At 42.7% G+C, this 16,948-nt stretch carries 12 protein-coding genes; 4 read left to right on the top strand and 8 right to left on the bottom strand.

Annotated features, from left to right (window positions below; genetic code table 11):
- Positions 1 to 155 precede the first annotated feature (155 nt).
- The 4 genes from clpX to rdgB form a co-directional block, all read right to left on the bottom strand.
- Positions 156 to 1,427, bottom strand: a complete 1,272-nt coding sequence (clpX, locus tag RH96_RS10395) for an ATP-dependent protease ATP-binding subunit ClpX (protein WP_010200688.1) — start codon at positions 1,425 to 1,427, stop codon at positions 156 to 158.
- A 116-nt stretch (positions 1,428 to 1,543) separates the two neighbouring features.
- Entirely contained in the window at positions 1,544 to 2,239 is a 696-nt protein-coding gene (gene clpP, locus RH96_RS10390) for an ATP-dependent Clp endopeptidase proteolytic subunit ClpP (RefSeq protein WP_026037287.1), read from the bottom strand.
- Between the two features lie 391 nt (positions 2,240 to 2,630).
- A complete protein-coding gene (tig, locus tag RH96_RS10385; protein ID WP_010200684.1) occupies positions 2,631 to 3,974 on the bottom strand; it encodes a trigger factor in 1,344 nt (447 codons plus the stop codon).
- Positions 3,975 to 4,369: 395 nt separating this feature from the next.
- Complete coding sequence (gene rdgB / locus RH96_RS10380; protein ID WP_010200682.1) at positions 4,370 to 5,032, bottom strand: RdgB/HAM1 family non-canonical purine NTP pyrophosphatase; 663 nt, start codon at positions 5,030 to 5,032, stop codon at positions 4,370 to 4,372.
- Positions 5,033 to 5,571: 539 nt separating this feature from the next.
- Between rdgB and RH96_RS10375 the strand changes: the two genes are divergently transcribed.
- Positions 5,572 to 6,201 (top strand): superoxide dismutase, encoded by a 630-nt coding sequence (locus RH96_RS10375; RefSeq protein ID WP_010200680.1) that lies wholly within the window; start codon positions 5,572 to 5,574, stop codon positions 6,199 to 6,201.
- 88 nt (positions 6,202 to 6,289) lie between these two features.
- Here RH96_RS10375 and RH96_RS10370 read toward each other — a convergent pair whose 3' ends face one another.
- The 4 genes from RH96_RS10370 to RH96_RS10355 form a co-directional block, all read right to left on the bottom strand.
- Positions 6,290 to 7,030: an SDR family oxidoreductase gene (locus RH96_RS10370; protein ID WP_010200677.1), complete on the bottom strand. Its 741-nt coding sequence runs from the start codon at positions 7,028 to 7,030 to the stop codon at positions 6,290 to 6,292.
- Between the two features lie 290 nt (positions 7,031 to 7,320).
- The gene (locus RH96_RS10365; protein ID WP_010200676.1) at positions 7,321 to 8,394 is read right to left on the bottom strand and encodes a hypothetical protein; all 1,074 of its coding nucleotides are present in this window, start codon (positions 8,392 to 8,394) and stop codon (positions 7,321 to 7,323) included.
- Positions 8,395 to 8,454: 60 nt separating this feature from the next.
- Positions 8,455 to 9,273: a DUF72 domain-containing protein gene (locus RH96_RS10360; RefSeq protein WP_010200675.1), complete on the bottom strand. Its 819-nt coding sequence runs from the start codon at positions 9,271 to 9,273 to the stop codon at positions 8,455 to 8,457.
- Positions 9,274 to 9,343: 70 nt separating this feature from the next.
- Positions 9,344 to 10,441, bottom strand: a complete 1,098-nt coding sequence (locus RH96_RS10355; protein WP_010200673.1) for a polyprenyl synthetase family protein — start codon at positions 10,439 to 10,441, stop codon at positions 9,344 to 9,346.
- Positions 10,442 to 11,247: 806 nt separating this feature from the next.
- Here RH96_RS10355 and fadB point away from each other — a divergent pair.
- The 3 genes from fadB to RH96_RS10340 all read left to right on the top strand — a co-directional run bounded on the left by fadB (position 11,248) and on the right by RH96_RS10340 (position 16,770).
- Positions 11,248 to 13,407 (top strand): fatty acid oxidation complex subunit alpha FadB, encoded by a 2,160-nt coding sequence (gene fadB, locus RH96_RS10350; protein ID WP_010200671.1) that lies wholly within the window; start codon positions 11,248 to 11,250, stop codon positions 13,405 to 13,407.
- Positions 13,408 to 13,636: 229 nt separating this feature from the next.
- Positions 13,637 to 14,809: an acetyl-CoA C-acyltransferase FadA gene (fadA, locus tag RH96_RS10345; protein WP_010200669.1), complete on the top strand. Its 1,173-nt coding sequence runs from the start codon at positions 13,637 to 13,639 to the stop codon at positions 14,807 to 14,809.
- A 239-nt stretch (positions 14,810 to 15,048) separates the two neighbouring features.
- Positions 15,049 to 16,770 (top strand): rhomboid family intramembrane serine protease, encoded by a 1,722-nt coding sequence (locus RH96_RS10340; protein ID WP_010200668.1) that lies wholly within the window; start codon positions 15,049 to 15,051, stop codon positions 16,768 to 16,770.
- Positions 16,771 to 16,948 lie beyond the last annotated feature (178 nt).

Below are 16,948 nucleotides of genomic sequence, written 5' to 3'. Positions count from 1 at the left end.
TCTTGCTTGCTGTGCCTGTGCGACAGAGGCGACATAAAATAGACATAAAATAGACATAAAAAAAGCGTCTTAGCATAATGCCAGACGCTTTTTTTGATGACAGCCAATTAAGTAATTAGCTGTCATCGTTGAACTATAAATTAAGCCATTTCAAATTAAGCAATTTCAGGGGTTTTGCCGTCATTAATCACTTCCTCATCGACGAGCACGGTCTTCGCATCTTTCATAGACGGCAGCTCATACATAGTATCAAGCAAAGCATTTTCTACGATAGAGCGTAAACCGCGAGCACCCGTTTTGCGTGCCATTGCTTTTTTAGCAATCGCATCAAGCGCTTCTTTGGTAAAGCTAATATCAGCGCCTTCCATATCGAACAAGTACTTATATTGCTTAACCAAGGCGTTCTTTGGCTCCGTCAATATCTGCACCAACGCTTCTTCATCAAGCTCTTTTAGGGCAGCGAGCACTGGCAAACGACCAATCAGCTCAGGAATCAGACCGAACTTGATTAAATCTTCTGGCTCGACTTGCTGTAGCAAATCTGAGCTACGTTTACTATCGTCTTTTGAGCTGACATCAGCATTGAAGCCAATACCGGTTTTTTCTGTACGCTGTTGAATCACCGCATCAAGACCGGCAAACGCCCCACCAACGATGATAAGGATGTTACTGGTATCGACTTGAATCAGTTCTTGCTGTGGATGCTTACGACCACCATGCGGCGGGATAGCAGCAACCGTACCTTCGATAAGCTTTAGCAAGGCTTGCTGTACGCCTTCACCTGATACATCACGCGTGATAGAAGGGTTGTCACCTTTCTTACTGATTTTATCAATCTCATCAATATAGATGATGCCTTGCTCAGCTTTAGCTACATCGTAATCTGACGCTTGCAGCAGCTTTTGTACGATGTTTTCAACGTCTTCACCCACATAACCTGCTTCAGTCAAGGTAGTCGCATCTGCCATTGCAAAAGGTACGTCGAGTAGACGAGCCAAGGTTTGTGCCAGTAGCGTTTTACCAGAGCCTGTCGGGCCAATTAGCAAGATGTTACTCTTAGCCAATTCAACCATAGCATCGTCAGCGCCAATCTTAGATTTTTTGCTGTCATTGGCTAAAGTCTGGCTGACTTTTAGACGCTTATAATGGTTATAAACAGCGACCGCCAGTGCTTTCTTAGCAGCGTCTTGTCCGATGACATATTCATCGAGCTTGGCACGCAACTCTTTTGGCGTTGGTAGCTTTTTATTGACCCAAGAGGTATCAATCTCGCTATCAGCATCGTCATTGTCGGTATCTGCAATGAGGTCGGTACATAACTCGATGCATTCGTTACAGATATTGGCATCGTCAGCGGCGATTAGCTGTTTTACTTCGCTTTTTTCTTTGCCACAAAAAGAGCAATGCGGTGTTTTATCTTTTGCCATATAAAGGCGCTCCTAAAATTTAAAACTTACAAATATTTTGATTTTTGACATCAAAGCCAAAACGCATAACGTTCAGGCTTTTGATGCTCATCAAAGCTTGTGCTCTTATGCAGTAATTATAAAGAAGCAGGGCGACGCTCTAATACTGCATCGACCAAACCGTATTCTTTTGCTTCTTCGGCATCCAACCAATAATCACGCTCGACGTCTTTTTCAATTTTTTCTACTGGCTGACCCGTACGCTCAGCTAATATCTTATTCAAACGTGCACGAGTTTTTAGAATTTCGCGCGCATTAATTTCGATATCAGTTGCTTGACCTTGTGCGCCACCTGATGGCTGGTGAATCATCACTCGAGCATTGGCTAGGGCATAACGCTTGCCTTTCTCTCCAGCTGCCAATAGGAATGAACCCATGCTGTATGCGCCGCCCATGCAAATGGTCGATACTTCAGGCTTGATAAAGTTCATGGTATCAAAAATAGCCAAACCAGCACTTACTGAGCCGCCTGGTGAGTTGATATACAAGTGAATATCTTTATCAGGATTTTCAGCCTCTAAAAACAATAGCTGTGCGACGATCAAGTTGGCCATATGGTCTTCGACTTGACCGGTCAAAAAGATAACGCGCTCACGTAATAAGCGTGAGAAAATATCGAACGAGCGTTCACCGCGCGCTGATTGTTCTACAACCATAGGCACTAATGCAGCCTGAGGTGCGCTTTGAGTGTGTTGCGCGCTTTGGGCAGTATTGTGCGCACTCATCAGCATATCAAAATGCGGGTTAGCAGTAATACGATCATAATCTGTCATAGAGATGTCCTGTTTATAAGTACATAAAATAAAGAGATAGAGATTAGCGAACAGCCAAGCTTTTATTAATGCTTATCATTGTAAATGTTGCCATCTTTTAATAATACTAACTGGCTAAAATAATAAGCGCTAGATGTTGCTAAAAATAATTGAACCAATGGTAACTTTTTTATGGGGGCAATAGTAACGTTTTAATGTGACAAACGATAAATGACTCCCTATTAATAAGGCGTCTATATGGATTTATCAAGGGGAGCTGCTATAAAGTATGGATAAAGATAGCACATAAGCCACCAATAAAAATGCCCCAACAAAGTGTTAGGGCATCGCTCAAGCATGGTTACCGATTAGCGCTGATGTGACGACACTGATGAATAATCAGAGCATCATCTTACATCGCTTGCTGCTGCTGTTGCTGAGCAGCTAGCAAGTCTTGGTAGCTAACTTCTTTGTCAGTTACTTTACCTTGCTCGATTAGATAATCAACCACTTGGTCTTCTAGCACCACAGACTCAATGTTAGCGCGCTGCTGCTTATCAGTGGTGTAGTACTCGATTACTTCTGCTGGATCTTCGTAGTTTTCAGCCGCTTCTTTGATGAACGTCTCAACGCGTGCTTGATCTACTTCTAAGCCTTTGGTATCGATAACACGAGCAACGATGATGCCAAGACGGGCAGCACGTAGCGCTTGCTCTTCAAATAGCTCATTTGGTAGCATGTCTTTATCGAAGCTTTCAGCGTTAGAGCCGAACTGCTGAGAAAAACGTTGCATCATCATGTTGCGCTGACGCTCGATTTCTTGCTCTAGCATAGCGTTTGGTACGTCAAACTCATTCTTTTCTAGCAATGCGTCAAAAGTCGCTTGCTTAACTTGGCTACGCGCAGCGTTTTTGATTTCGCGTTCCATGTTTTTGCGTACGTCGTCTTTTAGTTTTTCAACGCCGCCTTCTTTTACGCCGAATAGCTCTAGGAACGCATCGTCGATTTCAGGTAGCTTAGATTTTTCAACTAGTTTTACGTTGATTTTGAACTGAGCTTCTTTACCCGCTAGGTTTTCAGCTTGGTAATCTTCTGGGAAAGTTACTTCGATGATTTTTTCTTCGCCAGCTTTCATGCCTTTGATACCCGCTTCAAAGCCAGGAATCATTTGGTTGCTACCGATAACCAATTTGAAGTCTTCAGCAGAGCCGCCTTCGAATTTTTCGCCGTCGATAGAGCCTTCAAAGCCAAAAGTCACTTGGTTGTCTTTTGCAGCCATGCCTTTTTTCTCAACGAATTCTTCACGTTGCTTTTGTAGGTTTTCGATCATGGTGTCAACGTCAGCTTCATCAACCTTGGCAGTATGACGCTCAACTTCGATCTCATCAATACCTTGTACGTCTACTTCTGGGAAGATTTCAACAGTCGCTTGATAAACCAAGAAATCATCTTCAAGTTTTACGTCGTCGATGTTAGGCATGCCAACAGCGCGGATGTCTTCAGATTTGATCGCTTCAAAAACAGTATCACGGATCACATCGTTGATAACTTCTTGTTGAATGCCAGCACCGTACTGAGAGCGGATGTGTGACATAGGGACGTTACCTTTACGGAAACCGTCAATCTTGGCAGTTTTCGCAACTTGGCGAATACGGCCTTCAACTTTGTTTTGAATTTTTTCGACAGGTACTTTAACTGTCAATTGGGTTTCTTTGTTAGATAGCTTGTTGGTTGTGACTTGTAAATCTGTAGCCATGTTAATTACACCTTTAGGATTAGATAGTACTTAAAATTAAGCAGTACTTAGGATTAAATGGTAATAGACAAACCGAGCCTCAAAATACGGGCGTGTACAACGGATTGCCGTTGGAATAAATAGGGGACAATGATAGCCCTCAACGTCCATATCAGTATCAGTAGCAATCGCTGCCAGCACAAAATATAAAACTGCTGAGGTTGTAAATGCTATCAAATATCAATAATAAACCGTTAATGCACCGCATAATAACGCTTTTTGGTGAATTATACAGACATATAACGGTTTTCGACAAAATTTTTAAAAGTAGAACAGTATAATCTATCTGATTATTAAAGTAAAAGTTATCTGTTTGGTGTCATGTTTCCTTATGTTTCTTACCTTTATAGGAGTACTTATAAAGGCAGCTGCGCCAATAGCTGCTGAATGGCCTGACCGCGATGACTGATACTGTTTTTATCAGCAGCGCTTAAGCTGGCTGCACTGGCTTGTAAGTCAGGTAACCAAAATAATGGGTCATAACCAAAGCCACCATCACCATGCGCTGTCTCTGAAATCTCGCCATGCCATAGACCTTGAGCGATAATTGGTAACGGGTCATCGGCATGACGCACCATCGCCAGTACGCATACAAACAACCCTTCAACAGGAGCATCTGACTTCGCTGCACGGATAGGCTGTAAATCAGCGATAAGCTTAGCGTTGTTTTTACTATCGTTACCATGCTCACCAGCATAGCGAGCAGAGTAGATGCCCGGTGCGTTACCGAGTGCAGGCACACACAGTCCTGAGTCGTCAGCGATAGCAGGCAGTCCGCTGATACGGCTGGCATGACGGGCTTTAATAATGGCGTTTTCGACGAAGCTCAAGCCGTCCTCGATGGCATCTTTGATATCGAGCTGACCTTGCGGGATGATTGTCACCTCTAGATTTGCCTCAGCGAATAACCGTTTGAACTCAGCCAGCTTGCCTTTGTTATTACTGGCGAGCACCCATTGGGTACTTGGTGCTGATTGTGTCGAGTGTAGGGGAGTGTCGATGGTGCTCGTGTTGGTCATAGTGTCTTTCCGTTAAGTGGTTATGTGTAGTCTGTTTAATCTAGCTTTTATTTTTAGTGTCTTTTACTATGGCTATAAATCTAGCTAACCGTCATATTTGCAGTAGTCATTGATGTCTGTGAGGTAGCTTGGGCTATCCGCTAATACATAGCCAATGGCTATACTGATTGTACGGTCTATAACATTTGGTAACTGATACTTTTGGTCATTGTTGCTATAATACTCGCCAAGCTACAGCGAGTTATATCCTGTAACTTTTGAATATTTAATTAATAAATGCTTATGAAGTCAAACACTTGGCTTTTAAGCAAAGAATAATAGCAAGCAGTAACCGCTAGGTTCATTTTGGATTCATAATAATACGTGATATTGTATTGAGCAGTACCCTGTATCAAGCAATACCATTCATTTCAAACAATAAACTCAGCCAATTTAGTCCGCTATTTTATAGTGTTTTTTGCGGTGTAAAAATAGCGTAAAATTCAGTTTCTATAATCAGTTTTATAAACTAACGGCTAAACAGCAAGGATAAAATAATTATGTCAAACATTACATTGCCAGACCTACCATATGCAAAAGACGCGCTAGAGCCACATATCAGTGCAGAAACGCTAGAGTATCATCATGACAAGCATCATGCCGCTTATGTAAATAAGCTAAAAGACTTGTTACCAGGTTCTGGTCTAGAAGACAAAACATTGCCAGAAATCATCGTAGCGACTGCTAAAGATGACAGCAAACAAGGTATGTTCAACCAAGCAGCCCAAGTATGGAACCACACGTTCTACTGGAACTGCATGACGCCTACAAACGGTGGTGGCGAACCTACTGGCGATCTAAAAGCGAAAATCGAAGAAGATTTCGGTAGCTACGACAAGTTCCGTGAAGAGTTCAAAAATGCAGCATTGACTCAGTTCGGTTCAGGTTGGGCATGGCTAGTTGCTGATAAAGTTGGCGGCAAATTATCAATCGCCAAAACAGCTAACGCTGATACCCCGCTTGCACATGACCAAGTCGCTGTATTGACTTGTGATGTATGGGAACATGCGTACTATGTCGATTACCGCAACCGTCGTCCTGATTATGTTGATACGTTCCTAGACAAGCTAGTGAACTGGGACTACGCAAACGCAAAATATAAAGGTCAAGACGCTGGCGTTGAAGCATAAGCTTTAACTGCTAAGTATTTGATTGATAAAAAAGGACGCCGCGAGGTGTCCTTTTTTTTGTTTAATAGTTCTTAATAGAACAACGCTATTACGCGATACCGCCGTTAGCACCAATATTCTGCCCAGTGACCCAAGCAGCTTCTTCACTCACCAAAAATGCCACCACACGGGCGATATCGACTGGTTCACCGATACGATTAAACGGTGACATGCTAGCGAGTCTTTCTACCGTATCATCTGCTTTGCCTTCATGGAACAGCTCGGTATCGGTAGGGCCGGGAGAGACTGCATTGACTGTAATTCCTCGCGCGCCAACTTCTTTAGAGAAGATTCTGGTTAGCTGATCTACCGCACCTTTGGTCGCGCAATAGGTGCCATAAGTGGGCAGCATCATGCGAGTAGTCGTGCTTGAGAGATTGACGATACGGCCACCGTCATTAAGTTTAGTCGCTGCCTCACGCAATGTATTAAACGTGCCTTTTACATTGATAGAGAAAATACGGTCAAAGTCTTCATCTGTGGTCTCCGCGATAGGTTTACAGATAATAATACCCGCGCTGTTCACCAAGATATCTGGCTTACCAAATGCATCGATAGTTGCATCAAACATTGCTTCGACTTGCTTGGCATTACTCACATCTGCTTGCACGGCGATGGCTTCACCGCCTGCCGTTTTGATTTGGTCTACGATATCATTGGCCGCTGTGCCATCGTTTGCATAATTTATGACTGTTTTTGCCCCTGATGCTGCAAGTAGTAGAGCTATCTGTGCGCCGATGCCTTTTGATGAACCAGTTACAATCGCAACTTTATTTTTTAGTGTTGTCATCGATACTTTCTCCAATATTATAAATAGATATCAGTACGCCTATATGGCGCTTTGACTGATGATTTTTAATTAACGATACAGACATTACCAGTGTGTAAAGACAATGAGTAGAGCGGTTACGTATAATTATTTTAGGATAAGCTTATCTATTGTGTCTATGCGGATGTAAAGCATAGAGTTTAAGAGGTTGGCGTGGAAAGTTAGTCTCTAGCTATTGAGAGTTTGGAAGAAAAAAGGACACGGTGAGGTGTCCTTTTTTTGGTTTGAATATACTCGAGTAATTAAAGTCATTAGCTATTTATTGTTTCAAATACTAACTTCCTATACTGTTCAGTAAACCTGAGCAAAGCAAAAGGGTCGTCAAAACGTTTGTTTTTATTTATCTCTGATTCAATTTCATCCCATGTATTAATGATAGTCTGCATATACTCTCTACCCCCTGTTCTATCGATAGTTCTTGTATGAAGAAACTCACTAAATTTTTCTTCTGTTAATAGCTGCTTTCTAAACCAGAATAAGCTTACAGTTACCGAATGCAGTTCACAAATATAAACTAGCTCTGAACGACTGAGCTTAATTTCACCTAAAGACTGTACCGCTGCTACGTCAAAAAACTCCCATATATGGGGTAAAAGGTGCTCCAATCTAACAATCGCCGAAGGATGAGTACCTTTAGGTGCTGAATCTGTGTTTAATGGTTTAATACCGTGAAATTTATATAAAGCACAAGAAAGCGCACATGCAAATGATCCTATAGAATTTTCTAAATCCATACCTTTAAAATGTCTTACTAATTCTTTGATGCAGATATATACCGCTTCAAAGTCTGCAGCCATTTCTGTCGTATGATATATGGCAGCCGCTTTTCCTTCTAAGTTTTCTGATTTATGAACATTACATTCATCTATTAAATGATTATCACTTTGAAGTATTTGACTTCGAATGTGTCCATGTTCCTGATTAAGATGAGCTATTTCATGAAAAAACACCCAAGTTAATGCACTGATAAACATATTTTCTTTGGATTCCGCTTTCGAAAAACTTGAAGGTATTAGTTCTTTATATTTATGGTGGCTTCCAAATAATGTATCGAATATAGGTTTATCACGTTCGCTTTCAATATAAGCGCAATACTCCTCTATATCTCGATATAGTTGACGCGTTAATCCAAAGTACATATTCACAATGTGACATGGAGGTTCGTCTACACTTGATCTCGATTGTGCCGAAGCATTAAACTTATCATCTCTTAGCCAACAAACTGATAAAGTGCCATTAATTTTAGAATATAAGTTTTCATTCAAATCAGCAGCTATAGAAGAAATAACATCTGTAGCTAGATCGTATATTTCAATATCTTTCATTTTATAAATCCTCATAGGTATTCAAAAAATATAAACTACTTTGGTAATGATTGAACATAGCTACAACACCTCAAACCCAAACTTACCCAACGCTTCACGCAACATCGCAATATTATAATACGCATGTGCATTGACGGTGTTTTGAAAGAAGATATAAAGCGTATCAAAGTGCTGACGCTGATTAGCAATCGCTTGTGCCCAGTCCTGCATCTCTGCCTCGCTATAGCGATAATCATGACGGTCAGCCGCACTCATCGCATCCCACCAGTTTAGATTATTACCATGCATGCGCAGGTAGCCAGTGCGCTTAGTAAATATTAACCGTGATGGTGGTAGGCCATTCACCTTAGGATAATCAACGCTGCACCAAATCAAGCCTTGCTGCCGAAAGCTATCGACCACTTGCGGCGTGTGCCAAGCGTTATGACGAAACTCAATGGTGAGTGGGTAGTCTTGAAACCAACTGACAAGATTGGCCAGATAGAGGCGGTGCTCGCGAGTACGATCAAAGCCATGTGGGAACTGGAGTAATAATGGCGCTAAAGCATTTGCTTCGATAAGCGGAGATAAGGCGTTTAGAAATGCTTGTGCGTGTTCGGCAGTGCCTTTGCGTGCATGAGTAAAGTCTTGATGCAGTTTGACGGCGAACTTTAACTCGCTGTCGGCTTGTACATAAGCTTTATTAACCATGCCGGTAAAAGCTTTTTGTCCAATAGGCGCATAGAAGCTGCTGTTAATCTCCACCGCACCATACTGCTTGGCGTACTCACGCAAAAAATCGGTCTTTTTGGTGCCAGTAGGATACAGCGTACCGAGTAAATCGGTATCGCTATAGCCACCAGTGCCAAGGTAAATACGCGGGGTAGGGCTACTGTCCATGTTGACCACTCAATGCCGTTTTGGTAATAAAATTTGCTACGATATTTTCTATTGCTTGTTATTCGACGAGTTACTTTTTACGCGACCAGAGCCACTCAATCAGTGCCAATAGTGCATCGTTGTCAATGTTGTCGGTGCTACTACTCAACTCACCACTACTCATTTCACGAATGATAGCAGCGCGCCCATCATTAAACAGCGATTGCGCATAGCTGGTCGCATCATCGACACCCATGAGTTTTACATAGGTAGATTTGTCCAACTTTTCATCGCTACCAGCAGGTTTGCCAAGCGTATCAGTCGTCATTGTGACGTCTAGGACGTCGTCTTGGACTTGAAAGGCCAGACCAATGTGTTGGGCGCACTCTTGTAGTGCCATACGCTGCGGAGCCGTCGCGCCAGCACAGATGCCGCCCATGAGCATCGCCGCTTCAATCAACGCACCCGTTTTATCACGGTGAATGGCTTCCAAATCGCTTTGTGTGATGCTATCACTGGCTTCTGCATTGAGGTCTAGCATTTGACCGGAGACCATGCGTTTAGCGCGTGGCGCAAATATAGCGAGCAGCTGGCTTGCGATAGCCGTATCGAATGGCGCAAAGGTAGGCAGCTCTGCGGTCAGCACTTCAAAGGCGAGCGTTTGTAGCACATCCCCTGCTAGCAGTGCCGTTGCTTCATCAAAGACAATATGAGCCGTCGGCTGACCACGGCGCAGCTCGTCATCGTCCATACAGGGCAGATCATCATGTACCAACGAATAAGTGTGTAGCAGCTCTACCGCTAATGCTGCACGTCGCGCCATATCATAGTCAGCATTGCTTTCTAACAGTGCGTCCAAACCGTCATTTTGTTTAGGGCTTTTTCGCTGAATGTCTGTCTGTTTAATACACGTGTCATTATTAGTCGTGATACTAGAGAAGGCACTGGCGACCAACAGTGGGCGCACCAATTTACCTTGACCCGTCATCACATAACGGCAAGCGTCTATTAATGGGCTTGGCAGCTCGGCATATGCAAACAGCACATCGATATCTTGCGCCAATTGCGCACGGACAGCGCTATGAAACTGCTTGGTGCTATTATTGGCATTGCTATCGGTGCTGCTGTCAGAGCGATTAAAAGACTTAAAGCTAGTAGGCATAACGCTTGGCGTAGAAGAAACAGTCATAATCCAACCATTTATCAGAGGAGTAATAAAATTATCGTTAGTGTAGCATGAACGATTATATTGCTTATGTGTGACAGAGTATCAATCGATTATTTTTGGCATTTTTCTGTTGCGGTCTGTTTGGGACAAGGCTCACTTCAGCCGAAAGATAACAACAAGATTTCGTTACGCATAGATGATTTCACTCATTGGTTGAATATGTTCTGATAAAAGAGCAAGCTAAGCGAGGTACAATTAATCGGATAGCACCAACGGTCTACCATCTTTGAGATGGTACTCATTCAATATTAGGTTCATTGTTTATCTAAGTTAGTGATTCAATTCGATAACTAAGTTTACAGTTGTTCACTAAATAACTTTTAGCGTAAGGTAAATGCCTACAAGCGATTTAAGAGTGACTTGCGAGTATGGCATTAGCTTGTGACAGTGAGGGGCATAATCCCCTACACTAATTGACGTGAAAATGATCTGGTGACGATGGCAATAGGTTTTTACTCAGGTTATTTGGTCGTCGATACCTCATATCGCACCATATCTCAGTCAATATTTATAACATCAACACTTGCAACAGCAGCACCTTGAAAGAAATTATATAAATGAAGTGTCATATGATGTCATGTAAGAAACGCAAAATAAGTGCATCATCATGAGCGCTAGATAATAAAGACATCTTCACTCGTGCGTAGACTCTGTGTTGGTTTTTATGACACAACAGGCGCACAGTGCTATTACCCATTTTACTAACAGTAACTGGCTATTTATTTTAATTTAAAACGTAGCTTTCGTTATATAGAAAGGAGTTTCAGATGGTATACCAAGGAAATCGCATCACGGTGACAATGCTAGAGGATGGCATCGCCAACATGCAGTACAACGCCGAAAATGAGAGCGTGAACAAGTTTGATGCCGAAACCAACAAGCAGTTTGGTGAAGCCGTCACCGCTTTAGAAAAAGCTGACGACGTAAAAGGTCTTATCGTAACTTCGGCGAAAGGCGTATTTATCGCTGGTGCTGACATCACAGAATTCGTCGGTTCTTTCAAAAAGTCAGAAAGCGAGATCAAAGATTGGGTCGTTCATGTTAATGACGCTTTCAATCGTTTTGAAGACTTGCCGTTTCCAAAAGTTGCTGCCATCAATGGCGCTGCAATGGGCGGCGGTTGTGAGATGACATTGGTTTGTGAATACCGTGTCATGAGTGACAAAGCGATTATCGGTCTACCAGAAACTCAGCTAGGCATCTTCCCAGGTTTTGGTGGTACGGTTCGTAGTACGCGTATTATTGGTATCGACAATGCACTTGAGCTGATCGCGACTGGCGCTCCTAAAAAAGCATTGGCAGCATTAAAGCTAGGCTTGGTTGACGCGACGGTTCCTGCTGATGACTTGCAAGATGCAGCGATTGACTTGGTCAAAAAATGTATCTCAGGTGAGCTTGACTGGAAAGCAAAACGTGAAGAGAAATTGGTACCTGTTAAGCTAAATCAGCTTGAGCAAGCCATGGCATTCAACAGTGCCAAAGGTATGATCTTTGCCAAAGCAAATCCTAAGCAGTACCCAGCACCAGCGCTCGCGATCGAAGCAATCGAAAAGCATGTGAATTTATCACGTGACAAAGCGATCGACGTTGAAGCGACCTATTTTGCAAAAGCGGCGAAAACCCCACAAGCAGAAAGCTTGGTTGGTCTATTCTTAAACGATCAATTGGTTAAGAAATTAGCGAAGCAGCATAGCAAGCAAGCACACGAAATCAATGAAGCGGCTGTATTGGGCGCTGGTATCATGGGTGGCGGTATCGCTTATCAGGCCGCCAGCAAAGGCTTGCCAATCATTATGAAAGATATCAAGTCTGAGCAATTAGACCTTGGTATGGGCGAAGCCAGCAAGCTACTTGGCAAAATGGTCGATCGCGGCAAAATGACCCCAGCAAAAATGGGCGAAACCTTAAGCCGTATCCGTCCAACGCTTAACTATGGTGACTTTGCTGAGACTGACATCGTTATCGAAGCGGTCGTAGAAAATCCGAACGTCAAACGTGCGGTTCTTAAAGAAGTAGAAGGTCTAGTAAAAGACGATTGCATCCTAGCGTCAAACACCTCAACGATTTCTATTACTTTCTTAGCTGAAGCACTTGAGCGTCCAGAAAACTTCGTCGGTATGCACTTCTTTAACCCAGTAAACCGTATGCCGCTAGTAGAAGTTATTCGCGGTGAGAAGTCATCTGAAGAAGCTATTTCAACGACCGTTGCTTTGGCCACAAAAATGGGCAAAGTGCCTGTCGTCGTGAATGACTGCCCAGGCTTCCTTGTGAACCGCGTATTGTTCCCATACTTTGGCGCCTTTGATTTGCTGCTTAAGCAAGGCGCTGATTTCGTCCATGTTGATAAAGTCATGGAAAAATTCGGCTGGCCGATGGGTCCTGCTTACCTAATCGACGTCGTTGGTCTAGATACGGGTGTACATGGCGCAGAAGTCATGGCAGAAGGTTTCCCTGACCGTATGAAGCCTGATTATAAAGGTGCGATTGAGCTTTTATATGAAAACAAACGCTTAGGTCAGAAAAACGGCGTTGGTTTCTATAAGTACGAAATGGACAAGCGCGGCAAGCCAAAGAAAGTTGCTGACGAAGCCACTTATGAGCTACTCAAAACCACGACAGATAGCGACAAGCAAACCTTTGATGATCAAGCGATTATCGACCGCACCATGCTGGCTTTCTGTAATGAAACCGTACGCTGCCTAGAAGACAATATCGTTAGTACGCCATCTGAAGCCGATATGGCGATGATTATGGGCGTTGGTTTCCCACCATTCCGCGGTGGTCCTTGCCGTTATGTCGACCAAATGGGTCTAGATAACTACTTGGCATTGTGTGAAAAATACGCCCATCTTGGCAAAGCCTATGAAGCGCCGCAAAAGATTCGCGATATGGCAGCCGCAGGCGAGACCTTTTACGCCACAGCGTAATAGGCAGTCACTACTAGGATGAAGTGCTGTACGTTTGCTATTTAGGCTAAGAGCAATTGAGACATGAATCGTCTCCAATAGTGAACGTACGATTATAGTGAGTTTCATTTAATGCTAGTACGAGGAAATCGAGTGCAAATGTACGTATTGTACTTTAAGCGAGATTGACGAGGTAATAGCACTAAAGTGACTGACTACACTGACAATAAGAATTGAAAAGGAAGATAGTATGACAATTTTAAGTCCAAAAGACGTGGTCATCGTAGATGGCGTACGCTCAGCAATGGGTAAAACCAAAAACGGCATGTTCCGTCACGTTCGCGCTGATAGCATGTCTGCTGAATTGGTACGTGCATTGGTTGAACGTAACGATTTCGATCCACGCGACGTTGAAGACATCATCTGGGGTTGTGTCAACCAGACCCTAGAGCAAGGTCTAAACATCGGTCGTAACATCGGTCTGCTGGCTGGTATTCCAAAGACTGCTGGCGGTCAAACCGTTAACCGTCTATGTGGTTCTTCTATGCAGGCGCTACACACTGCTGCTGCCCAAATCATGACCAACCAAGGTGATGTGTTCATCATCGGTGGTGTAGAGCACATGGGTCACGTCGGCATGATGCATGGTGTTGATCTAAACCCTGAAGCATCAAAGCACTATGCAAAAGCCTCAAACATGATGGGCTTGACCGCTGAAATGCTGGGTCGTATGAACAACATCACCCGTGAAGAGCAAGATGCCTTTGGTCTTGAGTCACATCGCCGTGCATGGGCTGCGACCATTGAAGGTCGTTTTGACAATGAAATCATCGGTATCGAAGGTCATGATGCTGCTGGTCGCTTGCAATTATGTACCGTCGATGAAGTGATTCGCCCAGACGCGACGATGGAGCAAATGCAAAATCTACGTCCAGCCTTCGATCCTAAAGGTGGTACGGTGACGGCTGCAACGTCATCTGCATTATCTGACGGTGCATCTGCAATGCTAGTGATGAGCGCCCAAAAAGCCAAAGAGCTAGGTCTAAAGCCACGTGCTCGTATTCGCAGCATGGCTGTGGCCGGTTGTGATGCCGCTATCATGGGTTACGGTCCTGTACCTGCGACTCAAAAAGCACTTAAGCGTGCTGGCATGAGCATCGATGATATGCAAACCATCGAGCTAAACGAAGCGTTTGCAGCTCAAGGCTTGTCAGTACTAAAAGCTTTGAACTTGACGGACAAGCAAGACATCGTCAACATCAACGGTGGCGCGATTGCGCTAGGTCATCCACTAGGGTGTTCTGGTGCTCGTATCACGGTTACCTTGCTAAATGCCATGGAGCAATCAGATACTGAAATCGGTCTAGCGACGATGTGTATCGGTCTTGGCCAAGGTATTGCTACTATCATTGAGCGTGTTTAATTTTCAGCTAGTGTTTAAATAGCAGTAAATATTAATAAAGCTGATATTTGTCGATTAAATTTGCACTAATGTCTTGTAAAATGAGCGCCTCTCACTTAATGTTGGAGGCGCTTTTTTATGCCCGCATAAAATAAAACAATGTAAATAAGTATGTTGAATCCAATCATACCGTTATTGGTGGAGTGAAAAAGGCTAACAAAATTAGAACGTGGTTTATTATAAGTGAATGGTGATAGGGCATGGATGATAGTAATAAGCGGAGCCAATATAGATATAAGAATAAAAATAGAAATAGAAGCAGAGGAAGTAAACAGGAGAGACGTAAACTTGCTAAGCGTAAGGAACAGAAACCACAACGCCCTAAAGGATCGATTAAACTAAAATTAAAACAGGTATTTTTGCCTTATTTGGGTTTGAGTATCCTGACCATTTTACTTTTTGGTGCTTTGCGTTGGGTGCTTGATATTTATCTAGATGTTCTACCTTTAAAGGAGGGCTACTGGGATTTTGGTATTCCTCTCCTTTTATCTATTTCAGTCGTTAGTATTTGGATGTGGCCGAGGTACGAGCTTTTGACTTTAACGTCGGATAAGCGCAGTAGTTCGAGCTGTTTCTTTGTTGCGATGGTTTTAGCATTAGCGATACCGCTTTTGATCAGCCAAAACTATTTGTCCAAAGCGGCTTACGAGATCATTGAAGTAGACAGCTTGAACGATATCCGTCACTATCCAAAACAAAAATACTTCAAAGTTGGTAATGTTGAGCCAGTAAAATCAGAGAGTGTTTCTTATGCAGAGACACAAGTAGTAGTCAATGGACGACATTTCGAATCGACATTGCATATTGATTATTATATTGTTACACCGTTTACCACTGCTGAGAATATTTGGCTAGGTTCTAGCTACCACACGAAATACGATAATCGAGAAGACCAAAGCATTAAAGACATTCAATACTCAGCGTTTATTAATGACTCGCGCTATAAATACGCCGCTGCAGACCTCTCTAATATCAGCTATTTTAGAAAGCTGAAGTCATCAAATGACAGAAGCGCCTATTTGTATACTATCTCTAAAACTAATAAGCAGTCTAATTTACCACCCTTGGTGTTAGTACCTGAATCAGAGATATTCGTTGACAGTTTAGATCGTGACTTCGTCTGGGGATTTGGTTTATTTTTTATTGGCATGGGGCTATGCTTTTTGCTTATTCTTGCAGCAGATATTGATAATCAAGAAAAAAAGGGCACGCGAAAACGTACACCTATCAAAAAACAAAAGCCCGTAAAAAAACGAGCACCAGTGAGTGATCTATCAAAAAGCCTAGTAGCTCTGTTTAGAAGTAATAAAAAACGACCTGCAACGTTGGTGTTAATACTGACCTGTATAGGTGCATTTATACTCACCGTATTCATGGGTATGGATATTATTAACCCTTTATCCAGACAGGTAAATAGTGTAGGTGGGTTGACGATGGACGCGCTGCAAGCTGGTCAATATTGGCAAGTAGTGACATCGCTTTTTGTACACGCAGGGATTATACATTTAGTAATGAGTTTGGCGATGCTTTTTTCAGTCGGTTATATTTTAGAAAAAGTATTAGGTCCTGCACGTTTTATGATTGCCTTTTTTATATGTGGCATTTTTTCCAATATTTTAGGGGTTCTCTATTATGATATGGACATGGCGGGTGCTTGGGGCGCTATATTAGGCATGTTTGGTATTGCGATAACATTAGTTATTTATAAGATTTATAACAAAAAATATAGAGAAATATATGGTGCTACTGTGGCTGTCATATTGACCATCCTCTTATCCAGTATGTTTGTTGCTTTCATAAGCACGCTCAGCTATATGGTGTATTATCTTCTGACCTTATGTGTTGGTATGATTTTCGGTGTGGTCATGGTCATGACTCAAAAACAGTCTTTGTTACGTAATGCTAGGCGCCACAATATATAGTTACTCACTTTTGGGTAGGTAACAGTTTGAGTCAAGAGTGACAAGTTGTGATTAAAAATTATCTCCATTGACGCACTCAGCAAACTATGACTAAATGAGCATAAGGCTAATAAAGACAATATCAATGATAAAACTAACATAGCCTTTAACAATAAAGTCAGCCGTACAAGGAGTGTGC

The organism is Psychrobacter sp. PAMC 21119 (assembly GCF_000247495.1).
Lineage (GTDB): Bacteria > Pseudomonadota > Gammaproteobacteria > Pseudomonadales > Moraxellaceae > Psychrobacter > Psychrobacter glaciei.
The sequence above is the reverse complement of the archived record's forward strand: the minus strand, read 5'-3'. Positions and strand labels throughout refer to the sequence as shown.

What these genes read in the sequence shown, in the direction of transcription:
- RH96_RS10375 (WP_010200680.1), top strand. Translation starts at nt 5,572, where the DNA reads ATGTCAAACATTACATTGCCAGACCTACCATATGCAAAAGACGCGCTA.
- tig (WP_010200684.1), bottom strand. Translation starts at nt 3,974, where the DNA reads ATGGCTACAGATTTACAAGTCACAACCAACAAGCTATCTAACAAAGAA.
- clpX (WP_010200688.1), bottom strand. Translation starts at nt 1,427, where the DNA reads ATGGCAAAAGATAAAACACCGCATTGCTCTTTTTGTGGCAAAGAAAAA.
- RH96_RS10355 (WP_010200673.1), bottom strand. Translation starts at nt 10,441, where the DNA reads ATGACTGTTTCTTCTACGCCAAGCGTTATGCCTACTAGCTTTAAGTCT.
- fadA (WP_010200669.1), top strand. Translation starts at nt 13,637, where the DNA reads ATGACAATTTTAAGTCCAAAAGACGTGGTCATCGTAGATGGCGTACGC.
- RH96_RS10360 (WP_010200675.1), bottom strand. Translation starts at nt 9,273, where the DNA reads ATGGACAGTAGCCCTACCCCGCGTATTTACCTTGGCACTGGTGGCTAT.
- RH96_RS10340 (WP_010200668.1), top strand. Translation starts at nt 15,049, where the DNA reads ATGGATGATAGTAATAAGCGGAGCCAATATAGATATAAGAATAAAAAT.
- clpP (WP_026037287.1), bottom strand. Translation starts at nt 2,239, where the DNA reads ATGACAGATTATGATCGTATTACTGCTAACCCGCATTTTGATATGCTG.
- rdgB (WP_010200682.1), bottom strand. Translation starts at nt 5,032, where the DNA reads ATGACCAACACGAGCACCATCGACACTCCCCTACACTCGACACAATCA.
- fadB (WP_010200671.1), top strand. Translation starts at nt 11,248, where the DNA reads ATGGTATACCAAGGAAATCGCATCACGGTGACAATGCTAGAGGATGGC.
- RH96_RS10365 (WP_010200676.1), bottom strand. Translation starts at nt 8,394, where the DNA reads ATGAAAGATATTGAAATATACGATCTAGCTACAGATGTTATTTCTTCT.
- RH96_RS10370 (WP_010200677.1), bottom strand. Translation starts at nt 7,030, where the DNA reads ATGACAACACTAAAAAATAAAGTTGCGATTGTAACTGGTTCATCAAAA.